Source organism: Hazenella coriacea (assembly GCF_004341825.1).
Classification (GTDB): Bacteria; Bacillota; Bacilli; order Thermoactinomycetales; family Thermoactinomycetaceae; genus Hazenella; species Hazenella coriacea.
In genome coordinates, this window is the sequence record NZ_SMAG01000011.1 from 24302 (window position 1) to 46651 (window position 22350).

Below are 22350 nucleotides of genomic sequence, written 5' to 3' on the forward strand. Positions count from 1 at the left end.
TCGTAATACTATGCCGCCCATTGAGGCGGTTTTTTTGTTGTTAAGGTAAGAAAAAATAAATTTCGAACAAACTAAGGATGAAAAGTGTTACCCATTTCCCTCGAAACTGAAAAGGAAATCAAACATTTAGTTGCATACACTTTTTCCAATCGTATATAATGTGGTTAGTGAGATTTGTGCGGTGAAGGGTGAACCAACAATTAAATATAGGAGGTTACATTTTTGATTAAAAACCAGCGAGGCAAGTTACACATTTTTGCTCTCGGTGGGTTGGATGAAATCGGAAAAAATATGTATGTGGTGCAGTACGGGAATGACATCGTGGTTATTGATTCGGGTCTTATGTTTCCTGAGCAAGAAATGCTTGGGATCGATATAGTAATTCCTGACATCACATACTTGATTGAGAACCAGGATAAAGTACGTGGGATTCTATTGACACATGGACATGAAGATCATATCGGTGGGCTTCCGTATATTCTTCGACAACTCAATGTTCCCATTTATGCTACTAAGCTAACAATGGGCTTAGTTGAACATAAGTTACGAGAAGCACATATCTTAAATAACACCAAGCGAGTTCTGATCAGTAGTGAATCAGAAATTACTTTTGGTGCTTTAAAAGCAACATTCTTTAATACCAACCATAGTATTCCAGATTCTGTTGGAGTGTGTGTAGAAACTCCAGAAGGTGCCGTTGTCCATACGGGAGACTTTAAGTTTGATATGACTCCTGTGAATGGGATGCAAGCTGATATTCACAAGATGGCGGAAATTGGAAGAAAAGGTGTTTTGTGTCTATTATCCGATAGTACAAATGCCGAAAGGTCTGGTTTTACTGGCTCTGAACGGACAGTAGGAGAAGGGTTAAACGAAGTTTTCCGCAAAGCTAAACAGCGTGTCATAGTGGCTACGTTTGCCTCAAATATCCATCGCATCCAACAAGTGGTAGATGCATGTAACTTGTATGGACGAAAGTTGGCGGTGGTAGGGCGCAGTATGGTGAATGTGGTTAACATTGCCTCTGATCTAGGTTATTTACAAATTCCTTCTGACTTATTAATTGATCCAGATGAGATTAACCGTTTACCAGCTCACAAAGTAGCGGTAATGTCTACTGGAAGTCAAGGGGAGTCTATGTCTGCTTTAACCCAGATGGCAAATGCATCTCACCGGAAGGTAGAAATCTTACCAGGTGATACAGTGGTAATCGCTGCAACCCCAATTCCTGGCAATGAAAAACTGATTGGTCGAACCGTAGACCAGTTATTCCGTATTGGTGCCGATGTTGTTTATAGTAAAACTTCTCATGTACATGTATCTGGTCATGGCTCTCAAGAAGATCTTAAGTTAATGCTCAATCTCATGAAGCCCAAATATTTTATTCCGATTCATGGTGAGTATCGCATGTTGCGTGCTCATGCACAACTTGCTGAGTCTGTTGGTGTACGGCCTGAAAATATTTTTATTTGCGACAACGGCGATACCGTTGAGATTTCGGGAGGCAAGGCTAGATATGGTCCTAAACTCCCAACAGGTAAGGTACTTATTGATGGTTTAGGCGTTGGAGACGTAGGAAATATCGTATTAAGAGACCGCAAACTCCTTTCACAAGATGGAATTTTAGTTGTTGTTGTCACCCTAAGTAAGGCAAATGGAACGATTTTATCTGGTCCTGACATTATTTCACGTGGCTTTGTATACGTTCGTGAATCTGAGCAGTTGCTTGAAGAAGCCAATCAAGTTGTCAACCAGACTATGGAAAAATGTATGAAAGAACAAGTGAGTGAATGGGCATCATTAAAAACAAGTATTCGGGATGCTCTAAGTAAATTCTTGTTTGAACGCACCCGTCGTCGCCCGATGATCTTACCGATTATCATGGAAGTTTAATCACAAACTCATGAAAAAGAGTCGCTCTCCTTGAATAAAGGATTGTCGGCTCTTTTTGTTATTAGTTTTTGCAAGAGAAGAGTTTGGCGTGAAATAGAGAAGAGTAGTTTTCCCTTGGAAACCAGGTTTTTTTATCTCTTCATTCGTACATACTGAAAGGAGGAGATCGAAAGGGTGATTTGAATGGCAGATGAAAGACAATTCCAGTCTCAAGAGGTTCCTAGTGAGGAATTGGAGAAGAAGAAAAGTGCAATTCAATCGATTCAACAACTAGGGGTTACAAATGTACCACAACTTGAATCAAATATTTTTTGCTTACCTATTATAGGGCAAGTTGAAGGGCATTTAGTGATGCCTCCTCAAAACAAAACAACTAAATATGAGCATGTTATTCCACAAATCGTAGCAGCAGAACAAAACCCTAAAATCGAAGGAATTGTGATTATCCTTAATACAGTTGGGGGAGATGTGGAAGCAGGTTTAGCGATTGCAGAAATGATCGCAACGATGAGTAAACCTACTGTTTCCATTGTATTGGGAGGAGGACATAGCATTGGTGTACCTATAGCTGTCGCAGCAGATCGTTCTTTTATTGCTGAAACAGCCACTATGACGATCCATCCTGTACGACTGACTGGACTCGTGATTGGAGTCCCCCAAACATTTGAATATATGGAAAAAATGCAGGATCGAGTGATTCGCTTTATCGCTAGTCATTCTAGCATTAGCGAAGAGAAGATCAGAGATTTGATGTTTCGTACAGGAGAATTAGCTCGCGACATCGGAACAAATGTGATCGGAAAAGATGCTGTTTCCATTGGTTTAATTGATCGAATGGGTGGAATCTCAGATGCGCTATCTGAATTGAATCAAAAAATTCAAGCGAATCGAGGAGAGTTGCTACAATGATTTACTATTCGGTCATGCCGCAAGAGGTCGCTTTTCAAGATGAACAAAATAATTCATCTAAAGAAAAAGAAATGGTCATTGATGGGGTTCATCTTTCAGTTCGCATGGATAACGCTGATGAAGGAACGATTATTCGGGTGTTATGTGCAGATCTGTATAAGTTTTTAGAGCCACGATTTCAACCAGGTGAAAAATTACAATTCATTCCAGAAAATTAGGTGAAAGATCTGCTGGCGAGCATTTCCATGCTATAATGAGAAATGGACTGGATTGGAAGAAAAGGTGGTCGTTATGCCTAAGAAAAAGATGAAAAATCCGACTCGCCAAGAGCAATTGAAGAAAGAGATCGTTTTCGAGTTATATGGGATTGGTATTCTTGCAATATCGTTGATTGCCATTGCTAGGTATGGTGCCATAGGGAGAAACTTAACAACCCTATCCCGTTTTGTAGTGGGGACATGGGATTTTATTCTCCCTTTATTAGGGGTTGCTTTATCTGTCTATGTCATTGTAAAACGGCAATGGCCAAGAAATTGGTCTCCCCGTATGACAGGAGTTGTTCTATTACTACTTACCTTGTTAACTTTTACTCACTACCTAACATATCAAGTGATTCATGTTGGGGGTAAGGGAATTTTAGATTCGACTTGGTATATGCTTTTACAAGAACGACAATCTCCTGTTCCATTGGATGTGGGTGGAGGAATGGTTGGGGCAATCATTTATACACTCCTTCACTTCTTATTTGATGACATTGGTACATTAATTGTATTGGGAGCAATGGTTTTATCAGGGGTATTGCTTGTAACCGATTCTTCTTTTCTCAAATTCATTCGCAAATTTCGCAAAGCTTGGGAGCAGAAGAAAAAAGAAGGAAAACAATGGTTGGCTAATTGGATTAAGGGTAAAGCAAATCAAAACTCTCAGAAGACTACACGAACTAGCGGAAAAAAAGTCCCATTTCCAAATGTTAGCTTGGATCCGATTGGGGAGCAGCCAGTGGTTCATGATTTTGAAGAAAAGGCGTATGTACGTTCTTCCCAGACTCAAGGACAGGAGGCGGGGCAGCTCAGTCTTAATATCAAAGGTTCATCCATCGTAGATGAGGTCAACAAAGAAAGTCAACCTATGGATCTGGAAGAGTTGTCTTTTCAAACTACTAAGCCTCAAAAAACTCATTATCGTCTGCCTTCGTTTTCGCTATTAAAGAGACCTAAAAAGCGAAGTGGGAAGGATAAAGAGGATGTCAATACGAACGCAGATTTACTCAAACTAACACTAGATAGTTTTGGTGTACAAGCCAAGGTGACAGATATTCATCGTGGTCCAACGGTTACTCGATATGAAATTCAACCTGAAATTGGGGTGAAAGTAAGTCGAATCGTTAGTTTGGCGGATGATATTGCACTTGCACTTGCAGCGAGAGATATTCGGATTGAAGCACCGATTCCAGGCAAATCAGCTGTCGGGATTGAAGTTCCCAATGCGGAAGTTTCGATGGTAGCTCTTAGAGATGTGATAGAGAGTGAAGCATACCAACAATCATCGGCTAAGTTAAGTATGGCTTTAGGATATGATATTTCTGGGGAACCGATCGTAGCCAACTTAGCGCAAATGCCTCATTTGTTGGTAGCTGGAGCGACTGGATCAGGGAAAAGTGTTTGTATTAATGGGATTATTACAAGTTTATTATTTAAAGCAAGCCCCGATGAGGTAAAGTTGATTATGATTGACCCAAAGCGAGTAGAACTGAATATCTATGATGGAATTCCTCATCTACTTACACCTGTAGTTACAGATCCCCGAAAAGCAGCGATGGCACTAAAAAAAGTAGTTGTAGAGATGGAAAAGCGTTATGAGAACTTTGCCAAATATGGAGCAAGGGATATTGAACGATATAATCAAATGGCTGCTGAATCAGATGAACTCACTGCTTATCCTTATATTGTGGTGATTGTTGATGAATTAGCAGATTTGATGATGGTAGCTCCTTCTGATGTGGAGGATGCGATTTGTCGGCTGGCACAAATGGCGCGTGCTGCGGGAATACATCTAATCATCGCCACACAACGTCCTTCTGTCGATGTCATTACTGGGTTAATTAAAGCGAATATTCCATCGAGAATCGCTTTTGCTGTCTCTTCCCAAGCAGATTCACGAACCGTTCTCGGTATGGGAGGAGCGAATAAGCTACTAGGTAAAGGGGATATGTTATATTTTCCTATTGGAGCTTCGAAGCCGGTTCGAGTTCAGGGCGCTTTTCTTTCTGATGAAGAAGTGGAGTCGATTGTTAATTTTGTTAAAAATCAGCAGAAACCAGAATACAACGAAGAATTGATCCCATCTGCAGTGGATCACAGCCGGAGAGAGGAGTTTCAGGATGAACTCTATCCTCAAGCTGTACAGCTTGTACTAGAAGCGAAAACAGCTTCAGTCTCTTTGATTCAACGCCGATTAAGGGTTGGGTATACACGGGCTGCTCGTTTAATTGATATGATGGAAAACAATGGTATCGTGGGTCCGCATGAAGGTAGTAAACCACGAGAGGTATTAGTGACTATGGAACAATTTGCAGAAAATAAAAGAGTAGCCAAATAGAATAACAAATGGTATAACAATAAAGGGGTAATCATTGCAATTATGGTATAACAACCTTCTAATTGGACAGATATGGGTTTAAACCTCGTTAGTTGTTACCATGGATTGCTTTATTTACCACTTAGGTGCTCTTATACATATTTTAAATTTAGATATGTTCCTAAGTGTATTTGATCCCCGAAAATATACCAGTTATCATCAAGGGGAGGAAGAGCTGTGAAAAAAAGGTCTTGGCTCGCATTGTTGCTTTCTGCGATCCTTGTTTTGGCTGTCGGTTGTGGTGGTCAAGATCAAGGGAGTACAGATCAAGGCAGTGGATTTAAAGTAGGTATGGTTACGGACACAGGTGGACTAAATGATGAATCATTCAACCAAACCGCTTGGGAAGGAATCAAAAAAACCGAGAAGGATTTGGGAGCTAATATTAAAGCACTAGAATCTAAACGCGATGAAGATTATGTACCAAACTTAACCAAATTTGCACGTGAACCACGTGATATTACTTGGGCAGTCGGATTCAAATTTGAAAAATCAATTCCTGAGGTTGCTAAGCAGTTCCCCAACGCAAAATTCGGAATTGTTGATACGAATCTAGGAGGAGACATTCCTGCAAACGTAACTGCGGTTACTTTTAAAGAGCATGAAGGCTCTTTCTTAATGGGGGTAATTGCTGGTCTAACCACAAAATCAGACAAAGTAGGATTTATTGGTGGAATTAGTTCCCCGTTGATCTCCAAATTTGAATCAGGCTTTAAAGCTGGTGTACATGCAGCAAACCCAAAAGCAACGGTTCAAGTCGCTTATGCTGAAAGCTTTACCGATGCAACCAAAGGTCGTTCTTTAGCACAAAACATGTATAACGGTGGCGCTGACGTCATTTTCCATGCTTCTGGTGGTGTGGGTAAAGGATTGTTTGATGAAGTTAAAACTCGTAAAAAAGGTGAATTCTGGGCGATTGGTGTAGATATGGACCAATCAAACCTTGCACCTGATCATACATTAAGTTCTATGATTAAAAGGGTAGATGTAGCTGTATTTGAAGTAACGAAAGAATTAAAAGAAGGAAAACTTCAACCTGGTAAACAAATCGAGCTTGGCTTGAAAGAAGAAAGTGTAGGGATTGCTGAAAATACCAATAAGCATGTAAGTGAAGATGTATTGAAAAAGGTTGAAGAGTTTAAGCAAAAAATCGTTAGCGGTGAAATCAACGTTCCACAAACAGAGGAAGAATATAAACAGTTTGCAAAATAATTCCATGTTTCATGCTGTAGGGCTAGCAAATCCCGCTAGCCTTTTTTTGTCAAATTTGATGTTGTTTCCTACTAATAGCTAAACTGACCCAATTCCTTCGATTGACTCAATTTCTTCTCTTTGTGTTCTCATATTCCCATAGTAAAATCATTCTATGTCTGATCAAGTTGCTATATGTTATACCGATTTGAATAATCAATAATCCTTTCACATTCCCAGCAACATCTTGGTAAATGATAAATAAATAAGGGGGGAGATCAGTGAACGTTGTTGAAATGAGAGGGATCACCAAGCGATTCCCTGGTATTGTAGCCAATGACAACATCAATCTGACTGTAAAACAAGGTGAAATCCATGCATTGCTCGGTGAAAACGGAGCAGGGAAGTCAACATTAATGAACATTTTGTTTGGTTTATACCAGCCAGATGAAGGTGAAATTCTGATCAAGGAAAAACCAGTAACCATTACTGGACCAACGATGGCTAACCAATTGGGTATTGGTATGGTGCATCAACATTTTATGTTAGTTCAACCGTTTACTGTGACGGAAAATATCATCCTTGGTGATGAGCGTAGTAAGAGTGGATTAGTTAACTATAAAAAAGCTGAACAACAGATTCAAGAGTTATCAGATCGGTATGGCTTAAAAGTAGATCCTAAGGCGAAAGTCTCTGACATTTCAGTAGGGATGCAACAACGGGTAGAGATTTTGAAAACGCTCTATCGAGGAGCGGATACCTTAATCTTTGATGAACCGACAGCTGTTTTAACTCCACAAGAGATTGAGGAATTGACGACCATTATGCGGACATTGGTCAAAGAAGGAAAAACGATTATTTTTATTACACATAAGTTAAAAGAAATTATGAGTACGGCAGATCTATGTACTGTGATCCGGCGTGGTAAAGTCATTGAAACGGTAAAGATATCGGAGACTGATGAAAAGAAATTAGCAGCTCTTATGGTGGGGCGGGAAGTTGAGTTTACCGTTGAAAAGAAAGAGTCCGAGCCTAAAGAAGCTGTTCTCAGTATCAAAGATCTCTATGTGGAAGATACTCGAGGATTAGATGCTGTGAAAGGACTTAATCTTGAGGTTCGTGCAGGTGAAATTGTTGGGATTGCTGGTGTTGATGGGAATGGACAGTCTGAGCTGATTGAGGCGATTACAGGTCTTCGAAAGGTGAAGTCTGGTCAGATCCAGTTGAAAAACCGTGATATTACCAACCTCAGACCCAGAAAAGCAACTGAAGCAGGGTTAGGTCATATTCCAGAGGATCGACATAAACGTGGGTTAGTTCTCGACTTTAGTGTGAGTGAAAATATGGTTTTACAAACTTATTATCGCAGTCCTTTTTCTGAAGGCTTAAAGTTACAATTTGATGAGATGGAAAGATATAGTGACCGATTAATTCAAGAGTTTGATGTTCGTACTCCAAGTAAGGATACCCTTGCCCGATCTTTATCAGGAGGAAATCAACAAAAGGTGATCATTGCACGTGAAGTGGATCGTGATCCGGATCTATTGATTGCCGCTCAACCTACCCGTGGTTTGGATGTTGGGGCAATTGAATTTATTCATCGTCGATTGATTGACCAACGAGACAAAGGAAAAGCGGTATTGTTAGTCTCCTTGGAGTTGGATGAAATTTTAAATGTGAGTGACCGTGTTGCTGTCATCAATGGAGGCCGAATTGTGGGATGGGTTGACCCAAAAGAAGTTACACAAGAAGAGCTTGGATTATTGATGGCAGGTAGAACGATTCAAAAGGAGGCGAGGTAAACATGTCACAGTTGCTTGCTAAGTTAAACAAGAGCTCCACGTTCCTCGCTGCACTAATCTCTATTTTACTTGGGATTTTAGTTGGAGCTATCATGATGCTAGTCGCTGGTTACGACCCTGTTTTAGCTTATAAAGCGTTATTTACTAATGCATTGGTTAAACCCTACGATTTGGCAGAAACCATTCGAACAATTAGTCCATTACTGTTTACAGGATTAGCAGTGGCGTTGGCCTTTCGGACGGGCTTATTTAACATTGGGGTAGAAGGACAATTTATTGTTGGTCAAGTTTTTGCCTATATGGGTGTGATCGGGGCAGAAGCACTCGGTTTACCTGGATTTGTACAAGCAATCTTTGGGATTCTTGCTGGGGGATTGGCTGGAGCTGTCTGGGGATTTGTGCCCGGATTTTTAAAAGCTGTACGTGGAGTTCATGAGGTTATTATCTGTATCATGATGAACTTTATCGCCCTCTATTTATCTAATGTACTTGTTCGAACAAAACTATCTTCAGGAGCTGACTCGACTCCAGTCATTTCTGATGATGCTTGGATTCGTTTTGATTTTATCACGCAGATGTTTGAGGGCGCGCGAATTCATTTAGGAATTGTTCTGGCTTTGTTAACGGCATTTTTTATGTATTTCTTATTATGGAAAACAAAATCTGGTTACGAAATGCGGGCTGTAGGTTACAATCCTTCTGCTTCTGAATATGCAGGGATGAGTGTAAAACGAAGCATGATCTCCTCTATGATGATCAGTGGGTCTTTTGCTGGATTAGCTGGTGCAACTGAATTGTTGGGGACTTCTGGTTATGTGTCGATTCAAGCCGCTTTTACTGGAATTGGCTTTGATGGAATTGCCGTTGCTTTGTTGGGTGCAAATACACCTGTAGGTGTCATTCTATCTTCGATCCTCTTTGGTGTTCTCACTTATGGAGGAGGCAATATGCAGTTTGAAGCAGGTGTTCCTTTCGAAGTGATTCGTGTCGTGTTTGCAGCAATTATTTTCTTTGTTGCAGCGAAAATAACACAACCTCTGTTTAACCTTTTGAAAAAGAAAAAGGGGGTAAATAAAGGTGCTTGATACATTAACAAATATTTTACTGACAACGGTACTTTATGCTACCCCTCTGATTCTAGCAGGAATGGGAGGATTATTTTCTGAACGATCCGGGGTTGTAAACATTGGATTGGAAGGATTAATGACGATTGGTGCTTTTACAGCTGCAGTGGTTGCTTTAGAAACTGGTAATCCGTGGTATGGTTTAATCGCAGCAATCGTGGCAGGAATTATTTTATCTCTTCCTCATGCCATCGCATCTGTGACCTTTAAGGCGGATCAAGTAGTAAGTGGTGTTGCGATCAACTTTTTGGCGTTAGGTTTAGCCATGTATTTAGTAAAAGATATATATGATGGTGCAGGTCAAACGCCAGTTGTACAACAGACATTACAAAAAGTAGCGATTCCGTTTCTAAGTGAGATTCCTGTAATTGGTCCTTCGCTATTTCATGCATTGCCTACGACTTATATTGCCATTGCTGTTGTGTTTATCAGTTATTTTGTGTTGTATCGGACTACATTTGGGATGCGCCTACGGGCAGTGGGTGAACATCCACATGCAGCAGAAACGGCTGGAATCAGTGTAGTCGGGATGAGATATATAGCGGTAATGATCAGTGGGGCTTTAGCAGCGATTGGTGGAGCAGGTCTCTCCATCGCGATTGGTAGTGAGTTTAATCAGACGACAGTAGCTGGACAAGGATTTATCGCACTAGCAGCCTTGATTTTTGGTAAGTGGAAGCCCTTTGGGGTATTGGGAGCAGCCAGCTTCTTTGGCTTTGCTGTGGCACTTGCATTAATCGGGCAATTGTATGGATTTACGAATTATGTACCAAGTGAAGTTCTCAGTATGACCCCTTATGTACTTACCATTTTGGCTTTGGCTGGTTTTGTTGGTAGAGCCGAGGCACCTGCAGCAGTAGGAAAGCCATATGAAAAAGGAAGTCGTTAAAAAAAGTCAGCATCTAACCATTTGGGTTGGATGCTGTTTTTAATGACACCCAGAAAAGAAGTTGTGGTAGAAAAATCGATACATCTTATCATATTTCTTAAAAAGGAGAATTGGTACAGGCATTTTGACTAAATCGAGCATGTTACATAAAATCGTGCCATTGCCTTATTTGAATGATGTCTAAGCCTGTTTTTGACGAACTGACCGAAACTAGGTCATGACACGTGGATGAAGAGAATATCTAACAATCTCTAAATAGTAAAAGGATGTTTAATGCCAGAGTGGTCGAAGTTTTTTTGGAGATAATAAGAAAACCTAATAATTAAGGAGGTTTTCTTATGTCGAAGAGAATCATAGGGATGATTCTATCCGTTGTCATTCTAATTATGGTGGGATGTAATAACATGAATCAACCCAAGACTGGCGGTGGTGCAGGTGCCAAAAAGCAAGATCAGTTATCAGCGGGTTTGGTTACGGATACAGGTGGCTTGAATGATGAGTCATTTAACCAAATTTCCTGGGCTGGTCTTACACGGGCCCAAAAAGAGTTGGGTGCAGATATCAAAGCATTGGAGTCTAAGCGTGATGAAGATTATGTACCCAATCTAACCAAATTTGCTCGTGAAAAACGAGATATTATTTGGGCAATTGGTTTTAAATTTGAAAAAGCTTTACCACAAGTAGCTAAACAATTTAGTAATGTCAAATTTGGCATCGTTGATAGCAATCTTGGTGGCAACATCCCTCCAAATGTAACTGCGATTACTTTTAAAGAAGAAGAAGGCTCATTCTTAATGGGTGTTATTGCTGGCATGATGTCAAAAACAAATAAAGTAGGATTTATCGGTGGCATTAGTTCTCCACTTATCAAGAAGTTTGAGGTGGGTTATACCGCGGGAGTACGAGCTGCCAATCCTAAGGCAACTGTAAAAGTGGCCTATGCGGAAAGCTTCTCTGATGCTACGAAAGGACGCTCTCTCGCACAAAATATGTACAACCATGGAGTCGATATTATTTTCCATGCTTCAGGTGGAGTGGGGAAAGGTCTCTTTGATGAAGTGAAAACTCGTGAAAAGGGTAAATACTGGGCGATTGGTGTTGATATGGATCAATCATCCCTAGCGCCTGATCACACTCTTAGTTCCATGATCAAACGAGTTGACCAAGCTGTTTTTGATGTGATTCAAAAAGTGAAAAATAATGAACTTAAAATGGGACAGGAACTTTTGTATGGATTGAAAGAGGAAGGGGTTAACTATGCTCCCAATACCCAAAAACATGTGCCTGCAGATATCCTGAAAAAAGTAGATGAATACAAACAAAAAATTGTCTCTGGGGAAATTAAAGTTCCAAAAACAGGAGCGGAGCTAGCTTCATTTAAATAGTACGTATGAAAGAGTCGAGGATATCTTCCTAGACTCTTTTTTTATTTGATTTCATTTGCTCTAACTAGTATTTTTTCGCAATTATCCTCAATCATCCGCAATTACAATAGATAAAATATTTTTACAATTCATTCGTTATTATGAATTTGCTCCTCCGTGAATAGTAGATCAATTCTTTAGAGATGATAAAGATAACTTAACAATGAAAGGAGAGCTAAAGAGAAAAACAGATGTAGGTATAAACGAAATAAAAAATAAGGAGTCGGTTAAAATGGGTGCAAATTTAAATCAAGCAGTTGCTAAAGATGGCGTGATTGCTTATCGGGATCATGCAGACAAATCCACATTTCACTATTGGCCAGCAAGAATTGATGCGGTTTTAGGAGAGACCATTAAAGATTTTAGTGTGAAATACTGGGGGATTAATTCAAAACCCTACTATCAGCAAGTGGGAAAAAAGGTGGAAAGTATTGTGGGTGCAGAGTTGTCGGGTCGAGCTGCTCCCGATCTGACTCAAGGACAACGAGAAGCCATTATGGGAGCGATTAAGGAGCGCTACAATATCACTCCTAATCTCGTTCCCCTTACGTTAGAAAAGGGGATTCGGGTACAACCCGTTTTAGCACAGGGAGTTCAAAATAATGGATATGGATCTTCAAGTGTCTTTCCTGATCAATTCCAATTAGGAAATTCATTTATGTATAACGTAACTTCTGGAAATAGTTTATTCGCTCAGTTAGCGGGTAATCGAACTGAATATGTGGATGGAAATGCCAATCCTAGTTTTGGGGTGAACATCTATGGAACCGCTGATTTTTATGGTGATCCATGGATTGCTGAAATTGAATGTGATCTGAGTCAAGTATGGAAATATACACGTACCCAGTTTGAAACAGGGGTATATGGTTGGATGAACTTGGGGGCACAGTTAGATAAAATTGCCCAGTCCTTGGTGAAAGAAAATATTATCAACATTCGTTACATTCAAGGGTCTGGGGAAAGTGAATTTGGCCGTCAGCTTCTTGAAACGACCAAAACTGTTTTTGAAGCGATTAACAACCAGATTGTAAAAGGGGAAGGGATGTTTAAGTTTGAACCCAATCCTACTCCGCAAAGCCCTCCTCCTAAAGATAAAGGATGGTCAAGTAAGTTGTTGCCTTGGACAGTTTCTCTCAATTTATCCTATAGCAGTGAAGTGTTTAACCAACAAATCACCTACAAACAGAAAGTTGAATTTTCAAATAAAGTACCCCTTATGTTAAACACATCCATGAGTTTAGCAGTAAGTTGTAATAAAGAGACAAATCAATATTTTCAAGATTTCCAAGACCCTTATGAGAATTGTATTACCCCTCAAAAATCAGAAGGGTTACAAAAAAGGCTACAAGTAGAAGCTCAAGCCAAGTCAAAAAAGGTAGCTGAATACGAATCGTTGCTATTGAGTGGAAAGCTTACGATCAATGACTATGCAAAGTTATTGGAGCTGTTGGATACGATTACACTCACCGAAGCAAAAAAGATCGAAGAACAGACAAGTCGCTTAAGAGAATTAGAAAAAATGATTCTCAGTTAACTTTCGGCTTGCTTAGGAGGATATTAAATGGTAAGTCCAGTAGTTCATTGTTACACGTCTACCCATCTATTTCAAGAGTATTGGACAGATGACAAGCGTCAAAAAGCGAAGCCGATTGAAATTCCTGTGTTAGATGAGAAGCTACTTAAAAGTGAAGATTATTCTCAAATGAAAGCAACCCCTCATCAAGTGGATGTGACAACTTACCCTTATTCTTCGGGAGGAAAGTTATTCGTTTCAGATCCAGATGGAACCAATCGCACAGGCACAGCTCAATTTGTATCTTCAGGAAATATTTTATTAACAGCTGCCCACGTGGTGATTGATGATAAGGGAAACTTCCGTAAACATCCAGTCTTTGCTCGAGCGTATGACCAAGATCAAGGAGAATCATTTGTGGTTAAAGGAATTTTAGTCTGGGATGAGTGGATCAAAAATAAAAATCCTGCCTATGATTATGCATTTTGTCTAACGAGTAAACCCTATGAAGAAGGCGTAATGAGTTTAAAGTTGGGATGTACCTACTCCCAATTTCAGTCGATCGGATATCCTGAAAATTATGGGTTAAAGCGAGAAATGTATGCAGTCAATGGAACCAAAGGAATGGTTTCCAGACAGGTTGTACAGATGAAGGGGAATCCATTTGGCAAAGGGGCGAGTGGAGGGGCATGGATTGCAGAAGAGAAGTACATTATCGGAAACAATTCATTTCGTTTAAATAATGATTTAGATTCTTTATGGGGTCCTTTGTTTGATCAGAAGACAGAAGAGTTATTTGTAAAAGCTACAGAAGTTATCTGTTAAGTCTGTTTATCATAGGTCTTGTTTCTCTAGATTAGAGAAGCAGGGCCCTTTAAAGTTTGGGTATTAAAAATTAGACTCACGCTTTTTTTGTCAATTTTAGGTTATACTATGAATCAGTAGTACATATTTTTAGATGGTTCTCTTTTCTAATCTGTAGGGAATAAACTATTAGTGATTAGACTCTTAATGGCATATTTAAAGGAGAGGTTTTATCTTGACTTACGCTCAATTTGATACAGTTTCGATTGGGAATATTCGAGTTCATGTTTGTGCAAGTGAAAAATTTAAGACTACAACATTGGTTGCTAATATACAACAAGAGTTAAAAAAAGATTTAGTGACTCGAACGGCATTACTTCCGCAAATTTTACAACGAGGAACGATCTCTTATCCAACAACCATTGACTTTAAAAGATATTTAGACCATCTTTATGGCACCATTTTTTATGGGGATTTATTTAAACGGGGTGAAAGACACATTATTCAGCTTGGTATGGAAGTAGCGAATGAGCAGTATTTGAAAGAAACCAAATCACTGTTAGCTGAAGCGATTCGATTTTTCAGTGAAGTATTATCTAAACCGGTTACTGAAAATCGGGGCTTTAAAAGTTCTTATGTAGAATCTGAGAAGAAAGTATTAAAACAACGGATTGAAAGCTTACAGGATGACAAAATCCGTTATGCAGCACAACGGATGACGGAAGAAATGTGTCAAGGAGAACCTTACGCCATTTTCAACCATGGACAATTGGAAGATATACCAGTCATCGATGGAGAAAATTTATATACATACTACCAAGATGTGATAAGAACGTGTCCCATCGACTTCTATTGTGTAGGGAATGTAACTACAGATGAAGTGGTTCAGCTTTTACAACAGCATCTCGTGTTAGATTTATCAGGGGAGCGAAAAAAGATCTCTGTCGCTACCGTTCAACATCCTGTACAAAAAGTAAAAGTAGTTGAAGACCAACTTGATGTCAAACAAGGTAAGTTAAACTTAGGATGCCGAACTCAGATCTCGATTCAAGATGAGGACTATCCTGCATTACTCATGTATAACGGTGTGTTAGGTGGTTTCCCACATTCCAAACTATTTATGAATGTTCGAGAAAAAGCGAGCTTAGCTTATTATTGTTCTTCACGTATAGAAAGTCATAAAGGATTACTCAATATTCAATCGGGGATTGAGATTGCTAATTATAAACAAGCTGTCGAGATTATTCAACAGCAATTGGAAGCGATGAGACAAGGTGAAATCAACGACAAAGAAGTCGCACAAACAAAAGCGACTGTATCTAACCAGTATAGAGAAGTACAAGATCGTTCATACGAGTTAATCAATTATCACTATCACCATGTTTTGAGTGGAAAAGATCGCCCACTTGAGCAACTTTTAGAAGAGATTTCTAGTGTGAGTAAACAAGATATTCAGCGAGTTGCTCAAAAAGTTGAATTAGATACGATTTACTTCCTTCGGGATCAAGGGGGGACTTCACATGCATAAAATCGAATTAAAACAGGTTCAAGAAACCCTTTACCATGAGAAATTAGATAATGGTCTTGAAGTTTACTTGTTACCTCGATCCGGATTTAGTAAAACATATGCTACGTTTACGACAAAGTACGGCTCGATTGACAACACATTCCAAGTGCCAGGAAAAGAAAAAATCTCTGTACCTGACGGAATTGCTCATTTTCTGGAACACAAAATGTTTGAACAAGAGTCTGGCGAAGATGTGTTTCAACAATTTTCTCGACAAGGAGCTTCCGCTAATGCTTTTACAAGTTTTACGCGTACCGCTTATCTATTCTCCTGTACAGAAAATGTAGAACAAAATATTAATATTTTGCTTAATTATGTGCAGAGCCCCTATTTCACAGATCAAAATGTAGAGAAGGAAAAAGGGATTATCGGGCAAGAAATTCGCATGTATGATGATAATCCTGATTGGCGATCCTATTTCGGCTTGATTGAAGCCATGTATCAAGAACATCCAGTTAAAATTGATATTGCGGGGACTGTAGAATCGATCGCTAAAATTACGAAGGAAACACTCTATACCTGTTACGAAACTTTTTATCATCCCAGTAATATGTTACTTTTTATGGTTGGTCCTATTGATCCTCAACAGATGATAACTTTGATTAAGGAAAATCAAGCTCAAAAGCCTTTTAAACCACAAGCAGAAATCCAACGCTTTTTTGAGAAAGAACCAGATGAAGTTGCGCAAAAAGTGAATGAAATGCGTTTAAGTGTGGGTGTTTCAAAAGTAATGTGTGGATTTAAGGAGGGTAGGGAGGCTGTTGGAAAAACTGGAGAAGAGTTATTGAAACAGGAACTCACTACTTCTATACTCTTGGATGTGATGATTGGTTCTGGATCAGAGCTGTACCAGTCGTTATACGATGATGGACTCATCGATGATAACTTTGGGTTTGATTATTCATTGGAACAAGGTTATGGCTTTTCGATGATGGGAGGAGACTCATCGGATCCAGATCGTTTTCTCGAGCGAATTCAAAAAGAGATTCCCGCTTTTGTCGAAAAAGGGATCTCAGAAGATGAGTTTGAGCGGATTCGGAGGAAGAAAATTGGTCAATCTTTACGATCTCTCAATTCTTCAGAATCGATTGCGAACCAATTTACTAGTTATCGGTTTAATGACTCTGATTTATTTCGGATCATTCCGCTACTGGAAGAGATTACGCTTGAAGATGTAAATCAACGAATGATCGAACATATCCAATGGAATCGTTTTGCTGTGTCTCTTGTTCGACCTTTACAGTCTTAAAATGAATCACTTCAAAAGTGCCCTTCCGAGGGTGCTTTTTTATATCTAGAGGTCAGATTAACCTTGAAAAATTGCGAGAAAGAATCTAACTTTCTTGTCCAATAAATTGAATGGGTATAAACTAATTTTGTTTTCTTTTTAGCTCTGAGCTTATGATTAGTTTTATGTATTTTTTTCTCTGTTGGAGATATGAGGAGAAGTAAAGGGGGAATGAATGATGCAGTCACCAAAGCCATCAATTGCGTGGGTTGTTGGAGCGAGTGGAGGGATTGGCGCTGCTATTGCACAGTCTTTGGCTCGTTTGGGGATTAATGTAGCAGTAGGTTACTTTGCGAATCAAGAATTAGCAGAACAAGTAGCTGAAAAATGTAAAAAATGGGGAGTAAGGTCTCAACCAGTTCAAGTAGATGTACGTCATCGGAAATCGATTCAACAGGCGTATCAGTTTATTTGCCAAGAGATTGGCGCTCCTACCCATCTCATTCATGCAGGGGGACAAACCCATGTGGGTTTGATTCAAGACATATCGGATGAAGATTATGATCAGATAATGGATGTACATGTTCGTGGAGCCATTTGGATGATACAAAGTGTACTTCCGCCAATGATTCGAGAAAAAGAAGGAAGAATTATTCTAATCTCTTCTATTTGGGGAGAAACGGGAGGGGCAGGAGAAACGCTTTATTCCACAGCCAAAGCGGCACAGTTAGGATTAGTGAAGGCTTTGGCGAAAGAGTTAGCACCCTCTCAAATCACTGTGAATGCGGTTACTCCTGGTGCAATTCGTACCGCACTATTGGATCATCAACTGCCACTTGAGGATCAGGAAACTCTTGCAGAAGAAATTCCATCTGGTCGATTGGGTAAACCTGAGGAGGTTGCTGCGATGGTAGCATATTTAGCTACACCAGCGGCGAGTTATGTAACGGGTCAGGTGTTACGAGTCAATGGTGGATGGTATACGTAAATTTTGATAATAAAGTCATGCTAATTCAAGTGTGTAATGAAGATGGAATCAATTGGAACATAAAAAAGAGTATAAGAATTTCAGTTCAGACCCATATTACTCCTAGACGTATTCAGGTCAAAGGAGGAAATATAGATGTCTGTTTTAGATAACTTTCAAGAGTGGAAAGAATTTTTAGCTCATCGACTCCAGCAAGCTGAAAGTTTAGGTATGGATCGTCAAAGCATCAACGACCTCGCCTTTCAACTAGGAGATTATCTAGCTAAAGATATTGATCCTCAAAATGTACAAGAGCGTTTACTTAAAGATCTTTGGGATGTTGCTGATCAAAATGAACAACAGACGATGGCTGGTCTTATGGTAAAACTGGTAGAAAAACAATAATGAAATGATTACATCTAAAAAGCACCCAAAAACATGGGTGCTTTTCACTTCATATTTAATGGGGTAAAAAACGGGTATAAAGGAAAATAGGGAGTGATAGCTAATAATATAAAAAAGGATTCAAAAATCATACAAAAAAACATTACAATGTTAATTTTGAGGAATATTCTATTATATAATAGGTTTAAGTCAGTCACATATATATAGAACAGTGCTCCAAACATTATGGGAAGCTATTATGTAACAGAAATCAAGATATTTAGATCAAATAAGGAAGTCGAGGAATCAGAGTTTCACATAGAATCATCCATTTTTATACACTCATTAATATAACTAGAAATTTTGCTAATCTTATACTTATATAATAATATCTTGATGTATAAAATAATTTTTGGGATTCAAATACCCACTAGATATTCTAAAGTGAGGGTGTTATAGACAGTAGATCTGTTGTATAAACCATTGATATGAAGCGTTTATTCTTTGTTAAAAGTGTTCGCAAGACTTTTATCATATGCTATACTAAGAACCATATTATTATCAAATACAAATATTTGATAATAATGGAAAGTGCTTAGTTTATCCATAAAAAGGTAGGTTGAGGAAATGGATAGCCAAGAATGGTATTTAGAGTATCAGATTCATAATAATCGACCAGGTCTATTAGGGGACATTGCCTCATTATTGGGAATGCTATCCATAAATATCTTGACAATTAATGGGGTACAAGACCATCGGCGTGGAATGTTGTTACGGACAGCTGAGCAAGAAAAAATTGAAGTTTTGCGGCAAATATTACTTCGTGTTGATAATATCACGATCACTGCATTACGGCCCCCAAAATTAATGGATCGAATGGCCGTGCGCCATGGAAGATATTTAGACCGTTGTTTGGAAGATAAGCGAACTTATCGATTTACTAGGGATGAATTAGGTCTACTTGTCGATTTTATGGCAGAGTTATTTAAAAAAAGTGGACATCAGTTAATTGGGGTAAGAGGAATGCCTCGGGTTGGTAAAACTGAATCTGTTGTTGCTTCCAGTGTTTGCGCAAATAAACGATGGACTTTTGTTTCGTCCACTCTGTTGAAGCAAACAGTGAGAAGTCAACTAGCTCATAACGAGATGTCTGAAAGTAATCATGTCTATATCATTGATGGAATTCTTTCTACACTTCGGTCAACCGAACGACACGATACTCTTGTCAGAGAAATTATTCGAATGAATGCAACAAAAGTGATTGAACATCCTGATGTTTTTATCCGAGAGACTGAATTTTCTTTAGATGACTTTCACTACATCATTGAACTTCGAAATCATCCAGACGAAAAGATTACGTATGATGTAATTGAGCCTGGTTTTAATACACTTTAACTATAATTATGCATCCTGAAGGAGGTTAGGAAATGGCAGAAATCGGTCAATATTTGAGACAGGCTAGAGAGAAGTTAGGCTACTCTTTAGAGGATATGAACAGGGTTACTAATATTCACACTGAATATTTACAGGCACTAGAAAATGATCAATTTGATATATTACCTAGTCCATTTTACGCTCGAGCCTTTTTACGTACCTATGCAAAAAGCTTAGAATTAGAGGTAAAGCCCTTACTTGAGTTATATGAACAAGTGGCTCAACCTAAACTTCCTTCACCTCCAATACATAGTTCTGGACGTTTGCCTGGAAATATTGGGCAAGAAGGAACTCCGACAAGGATGCGTCCAACTTTACTTCCACCACCAGATCGGTTAGAAGGGATTAGTTCAAAGGGGACTAACTCCCAGCATTCACCCTTGACAACAGGCTCTCTACTAGATTCTGATCGGGTTCATTCATCTGATCCAACAGATGTAGCTAAGAGTCAAACACCTGCACAGAAGCGTGTTCACGCACTAGAGTCTACACCATCTAAATCAATCAAAAAGAGTCCAGTTAATTCTCAGCCTAATGATCCCAGCAAGAAAGCTCTCTCGCCACGTAGAGTTGCTTTAGAAGCTAAACAAGGAACGACTAATAAAGAAAATAAAAATAAAAAAGTGCCTAAACTTGCTATTACTATTGCCATAGGTGCTTTATTATTAGTAGGGGGAGGGACGGCGATATACAATTCGGACTTTCTTCAAACTAATCAGGTAAATAAAAAAGATTCAAGTTCAAATCAGAATCCAGATTCAATAGCACCTAACCTTTCTTTAAATGCAGGAGAGCAACAACTTCCTTTTTTAGAGGAGGGAGAGACATCCAGTAGTGAATTGGAAGGTCAGTTGTATTACATTAATAATGTAGATCAATTAGATGTAGTTTTAAAAGGAAAGAATGGGGAATCTGTTGTTCAATATGGTCCAAATAGCTCAAGTAGAGAACAAAAGACTCTGCGTGTAGGACAATCCCTTAAAATCGATACAGCTGGTAAAAATCAGATTTGGTTTCGCATCACGATTCCCTCCAATGTAGAAGTGATTGTAAACGGACAACTGATTAATACTATGGCGCAGGATACAGACAAAAGTTATCGCATTCAAGTAAAGAACAAAAAATAGTTTAGGGGGTGTTCTTTTGTCAGTAGATATTGGAAAACGCCTAAAACAAGCACGTGAAATGCACAGACTTACAATCGAAGATATAGCGGCGCAAACAAGAATACCTCAGAAATATTTACTCGCTATCGAAAATGGCCAGTTCGATCTCTTGCCAAGTCCGATTTATGTTCGATCCTATGTGCGAAGTTATGCAAATAGAGTTGGAGAAAATCCTCAGCTTCTTCTTAGGCACTATAACCCTTCATCGAATGCCTCTACATCGAGGGGAACTACAAGTGCCTACCCAACGGTTCGTCAAGAGCTTAGACGAGATCGGCCGGCGATTGCTCCTACCCGAAATCGCTCATCCATGGAAGAATCCTCATCCAGACGCGAGTCTTCATATGGCTACTCTGGAAGTGAAGCAGTCCAAAGTCAAAGTCGATATCAAAATCGAGAGATTTATGAGTCTTCACAGAATCGTGGGGAATATCATACGCATCCAACAGCTTATCAAGAGCAGTGGCAACAAAGGGATTTAAGTCAAACGATGGCTGCTAGATCAAGAAGGGTAAATCCTTCCAATAGTACGATTGTTCAACCTGAACCAAATACTTATCCAGCACAACCCTCAGCAAGATCTAACATTAATGAAGAATCGTCGACTGTTCTAGAAGCAGAAATTGTTTCATCTACACCTTACTCACAAAGAAGAAGACCTACTATGCCTAAAGATGTACCTGATCCTGAAGAATTAGGAATTGAACCTAAGACAAAGCACAGAGAAATTGAAATGACTCCTCTTCCAAGTAGAAGCACATCTACTCCAAGTCGTACTCAACGGATGCGGGCAGTAACTGAAGAAGATCATAATAAAAAATCAGGTTTCTCTTGGGGAAAACTATACAATTGGTTGTTAATTGTTGGAGCGATTGGTTTAGCTATTGCAGTAATTGTCTTCCTTTGGACTATGTATAGCGAACCAGAAGGTTCAAGTGCTTCTTCGAAGACTCCAATAGAATCTAAAGAACCGGACTCAAAAGGTGGATCTTCCACTAAACAGGAACCTATATTGACTTTAATTTCTACTGCCCCAAATGGAGTGGATCGGTGGGAGCTTTCAAATGTTCAACAAATTGACTTAAAGGTAGATGTGGCAGTGGGAAAAGAAAGCCAGTTAGAGATTCGTGATCAGGAAGTCGGTGAACCTATTGTCTCCATGCGACTGGAGCCCGGAAAAATGTTTACAAAATCGTTAAATAAAACAATTTGGATAACATTAAGCCATCCGGTTGATACAACAGTTACACTCAACGGAAAACAGTTACCTACGAACGGCTATAAGAAAGAAAAAAGTTTTCATATTAATCTAGTAAACTGAGCTCTCCAACTTGAGAGCTTTTTTTGACACATAAAACATAGCGTGGTATGCTTGTATCAAATTTAAATTGGTAGTGATCGTAAGAATTTTTTTCTTA

18 protein-coding genes are annotated in these 22350 nt (G+C 39.2%); all 18 read left to right on the plus strand.

The features are described from left to right. Window positions 1–225 precede the first annotated feature (225 nt). The 18 genes from EDD58_RS13840 to EDD58_RS13925 all read left to right on the plus strand — a co-directional run bounded on the left by EDD58_RS13840 (window position 226) and on the right by EDD58_RS13925 (window position 22253). Window positions 226–1893 (plus strand): ribonuclease J, encoded by a 1668-nt coding sequence (locus EDD58_RS13840; protein ID WP_131926657.1) that lies wholly within the window; start codon window positions 226–228, stop codon window positions 1891–1893. 183 nt (window positions 1894–2076) lie between these two features. Further along, complete coding sequence (locus EDD58_RS13845) at window positions 2077–2802, plus strand: ClpP family protease (RefSeq protein ID WP_131926568.1); 726 nt, start codon at window positions 2077–2079, stop codon at window positions 2800–2802. Beyond that, entirely contained in the window at window positions 2799–3020 is a 222-nt protein-coding gene (locus EDD58_RS13850) for a YlzJ-like family protein (RefSeq protein ID WP_131926569.1), read from the plus strand. Before EDD58_RS13845 ends, EDD58_RS13850 begins: the two co-directional genes overlap by 4 nt. Window positions 3021–3093: 73 nt before the next feature. After that, window positions 3094–5400, plus strand: coding sequence for an FtsK/SpoIIIE family DNA translocase (locus EDD58_RS13855; RefSeq protein ID WP_131926571.1), 2307 nt, complete (start codon window positions 3094–3096; stop codon window positions 5398–5400). Between the two features lie 216 nt (window positions 5401–5616). After that, on the plus strand, window positions 5617–6651 hold the full coding sequence (locus tag EDD58_RS13860; RefSeq protein ID WP_131926573.1) for a BMP family lipoprotein: 1035 nt from the start codon (window positions 5617–5619) through the stop codon (window positions 6649–6651). A gap of 275 nt (window positions 6652–6926) precedes the next feature. Continuing rightward, entirely contained in the window at window positions 6927–8432 is a 1506-nt protein-coding gene (locus EDD58_RS13865) for an ABC transporter ATP-binding protein (RefSeq protein ID WP_131926659.1), read from the plus strand. A gap of 2 nt (window positions 8433–8434) precedes the next feature. Continuing rightward, on the plus strand, window positions 8435–9517 hold the full coding sequence (locus tag EDD58_RS13870) for an ABC transporter permease (protein ID WP_131926575.1): 1083 nt from the start codon (window positions 8435–8437) through the stop codon (window positions 9515–9517). Beyond that, window positions 9504–10445, plus strand: coding sequence for an ABC transporter permease (locus tag EDD58_RS13875; protein ID WP_165875988.1), 942 nt, complete (start codon window positions 9504–9506; stop codon window positions 10443–10445). The genes EDD58_RS13870 and EDD58_RS13875 overlap by 14 nt, the downstream gene beginning before the upstream one ends. A 338-nt stretch (window positions 10446–10783) precedes the next feature. Beyond that, window positions 10784–11830 (plus strand): BMP family lipoprotein, encoded by a 1047-nt coding sequence (locus EDD58_RS13880; protein WP_131926579.1) that lies wholly within the window; start codon window positions 10784–10786, stop codon window positions 11828–11830. Between the two features lie 271 nt (window positions 11831–12101). Then, entirely contained in the window at window positions 12102–13403 is a 1302-nt protein-coding gene (locus EDD58_RS13885; protein WP_131926581.1) for a hypothetical protein, read from the plus strand. Between the two features lie 27 nt (window positions 13404–13430). Then, on the plus strand, window positions 13431–14207 hold the full coding sequence (locus EDD58_RS13890) for a trypsin-like serine peptidase (protein ID WP_131926583.1): 777 nt from the start codon (window positions 13431–13433) through the stop codon (window positions 14205–14207). A 214-nt stretch (window positions 14208–14421) separates the two neighbouring features. After that, window positions 14422–15714 (plus strand): EF-P 5-aminopentanol modification-associated protein YfmF, encoded by a 1293-nt coding sequence (yfmF, locus tag EDD58_RS13895; protein ID WP_131926585.1) that lies wholly within the window; start codon window positions 14422–14424, stop codon window positions 15712–15714. Beyond that, on the plus strand, window positions 15707–17002 hold the full coding sequence (gene yfmH, locus EDD58_RS13900) for an EF-P 5-aminopentanol modification-associated protein YfmH (RefSeq protein WP_131926587.1): 1296 nt from the start codon (window positions 15707–15709) through the stop codon (window positions 17000–17002). Before yfmF ends, yfmH begins: the two co-directional genes overlap by 8 nt. 217 nt (window positions 17003–17219) lie before the next feature. Then, window positions 17220–17969, plus strand: coding sequence for an elongation factor P 5-aminopentanone reductase (ymfI, locus tag EDD58_RS13905; RefSeq protein ID WP_165875984.1), 750 nt, complete (start codon window positions 17220–17222; stop codon window positions 17967–17969). 135 nt (window positions 17970–18104) lie between these two features. Beyond that, window positions 18105–18353, plus strand: a complete 249-nt coding sequence (locus EDD58_RS13910; protein ID WP_131926591.1) for a DUF3243 domain-containing protein — start codon at window positions 18105–18107, stop codon at window positions 18351–18353. A 606-nt stretch (window positions 18354–18959) separates the two neighbouring features. Continuing rightward, window positions 18960–19727 (plus strand): DUF3388 domain-containing protein, encoded by a 768-nt coding sequence (locus tag EDD58_RS13915; RefSeq protein WP_131926593.1) that lies wholly within the window; start codon window positions 18960–18962, stop codon window positions 19725–19727. Between the two features lie 32 nt (window positions 19728–19759). Then, window positions 19760–20893: a helix-turn-helix domain-containing protein gene (locus tag EDD58_RS13920; RefSeq protein ID WP_131926595.1), complete on the plus strand. Its 1134-nt coding sequence runs from the start codon at window positions 19760–19762 to the stop codon at window positions 20891–20893. A 16-nt stretch (window positions 20894–20909) separates the two neighbouring features. Beyond that, a complete protein-coding gene (locus EDD58_RS13925; RefSeq protein WP_131926597.1) occupies window positions 20910–22253 on the plus strand; it encodes a helix-turn-helix domain-containing protein in 1344 nt (447 codons plus the stop codon). Window positions 22254–22350: the final 97 nt, after the last annotated feature.

Coding starts and splice junctions, on each gene's coding strand:
- EDD58_RS13850 (WP_131926569.1), top strand. CDS start 2,799: ATGATTTACTATTCGGTCATGCCGCAAGAGGTCGCTTTTCAAGATGAA.
- yfmH (WP_131926587.1), top strand. CDS start 15,707: ATGCATAAAATCGAATTAAAACAGGTTCAAGAAACCCTTTACCATGAG.
- EDD58_RS13915 (WP_131926593.1), top strand. CDS start 18,960: ATGGATAGCCAAGAATGGTATTTAGAGTATCAGATTCATAATAATCGA.
- EDD58_RS13885 (WP_131926581.1), top strand. CDS start 12,102: ATGGGTGCAAATTTAAATCAAGCAGTTGCTAAAGATGGCGTGATTGCT.
- EDD58_RS13845 (WP_131926568.1), top strand. CDS start 2,077: ATGGCAGATGAAAGACAATTCCAGTCTCAAGAGGTTCCTAGTGAGGAA.
- EDD58_RS13910 (WP_131926591.1), top strand. CDS start 18,105: ATGTCTGTTTTAGATAACTTTCAAGAGTGGAAAGAATTTTTAGCTCAT.
- ymfI (WP_165875984.1), top strand. CDS start 17,220: ATGCAGTCACCAAAGCCATCAATTGCGTGGGTTGTTGGAGCGAGTGGA.
- EDD58_RS13880 (WP_131926579.1), top strand. CDS start 10,784: ATGTCGAAGAGAATCATAGGGATGATTCTATCCGTTGTCATTCTAATT.
- EDD58_RS13855 (WP_131926571.1), top strand. CDS start 3,094: ATGCCTAAGAAAAAGATGAAAAATCCGACTCGCCAAGAGCAATTGAAG.
- EDD58_RS13865 (WP_131926659.1), top strand. CDS start 6,927: ATGAGAGGGATCACCAAGCGATTCCCTGGTATTGTAGCCAATGACAAC.
- EDD58_RS13890 (WP_131926583.1), top strand. CDS start 13,431: ATGGTAAGTCCAGTAGTTCATTGTTACACGTCTACCCATCTATTTCAA.
- EDD58_RS13870 (WP_131926575.1), top strand. CDS start 8,435: ATGTCACAGTTGCTTGCTAAGTTAAACAAGAGCTCCACGTTCCTCGCT.
- EDD58_RS13920 (WP_131926595.1), top strand. CDS start 19,760: ATGGCAGAAATCGGTCAATATTTGAGACAGGCTAGAGAGAAGTTAGGC.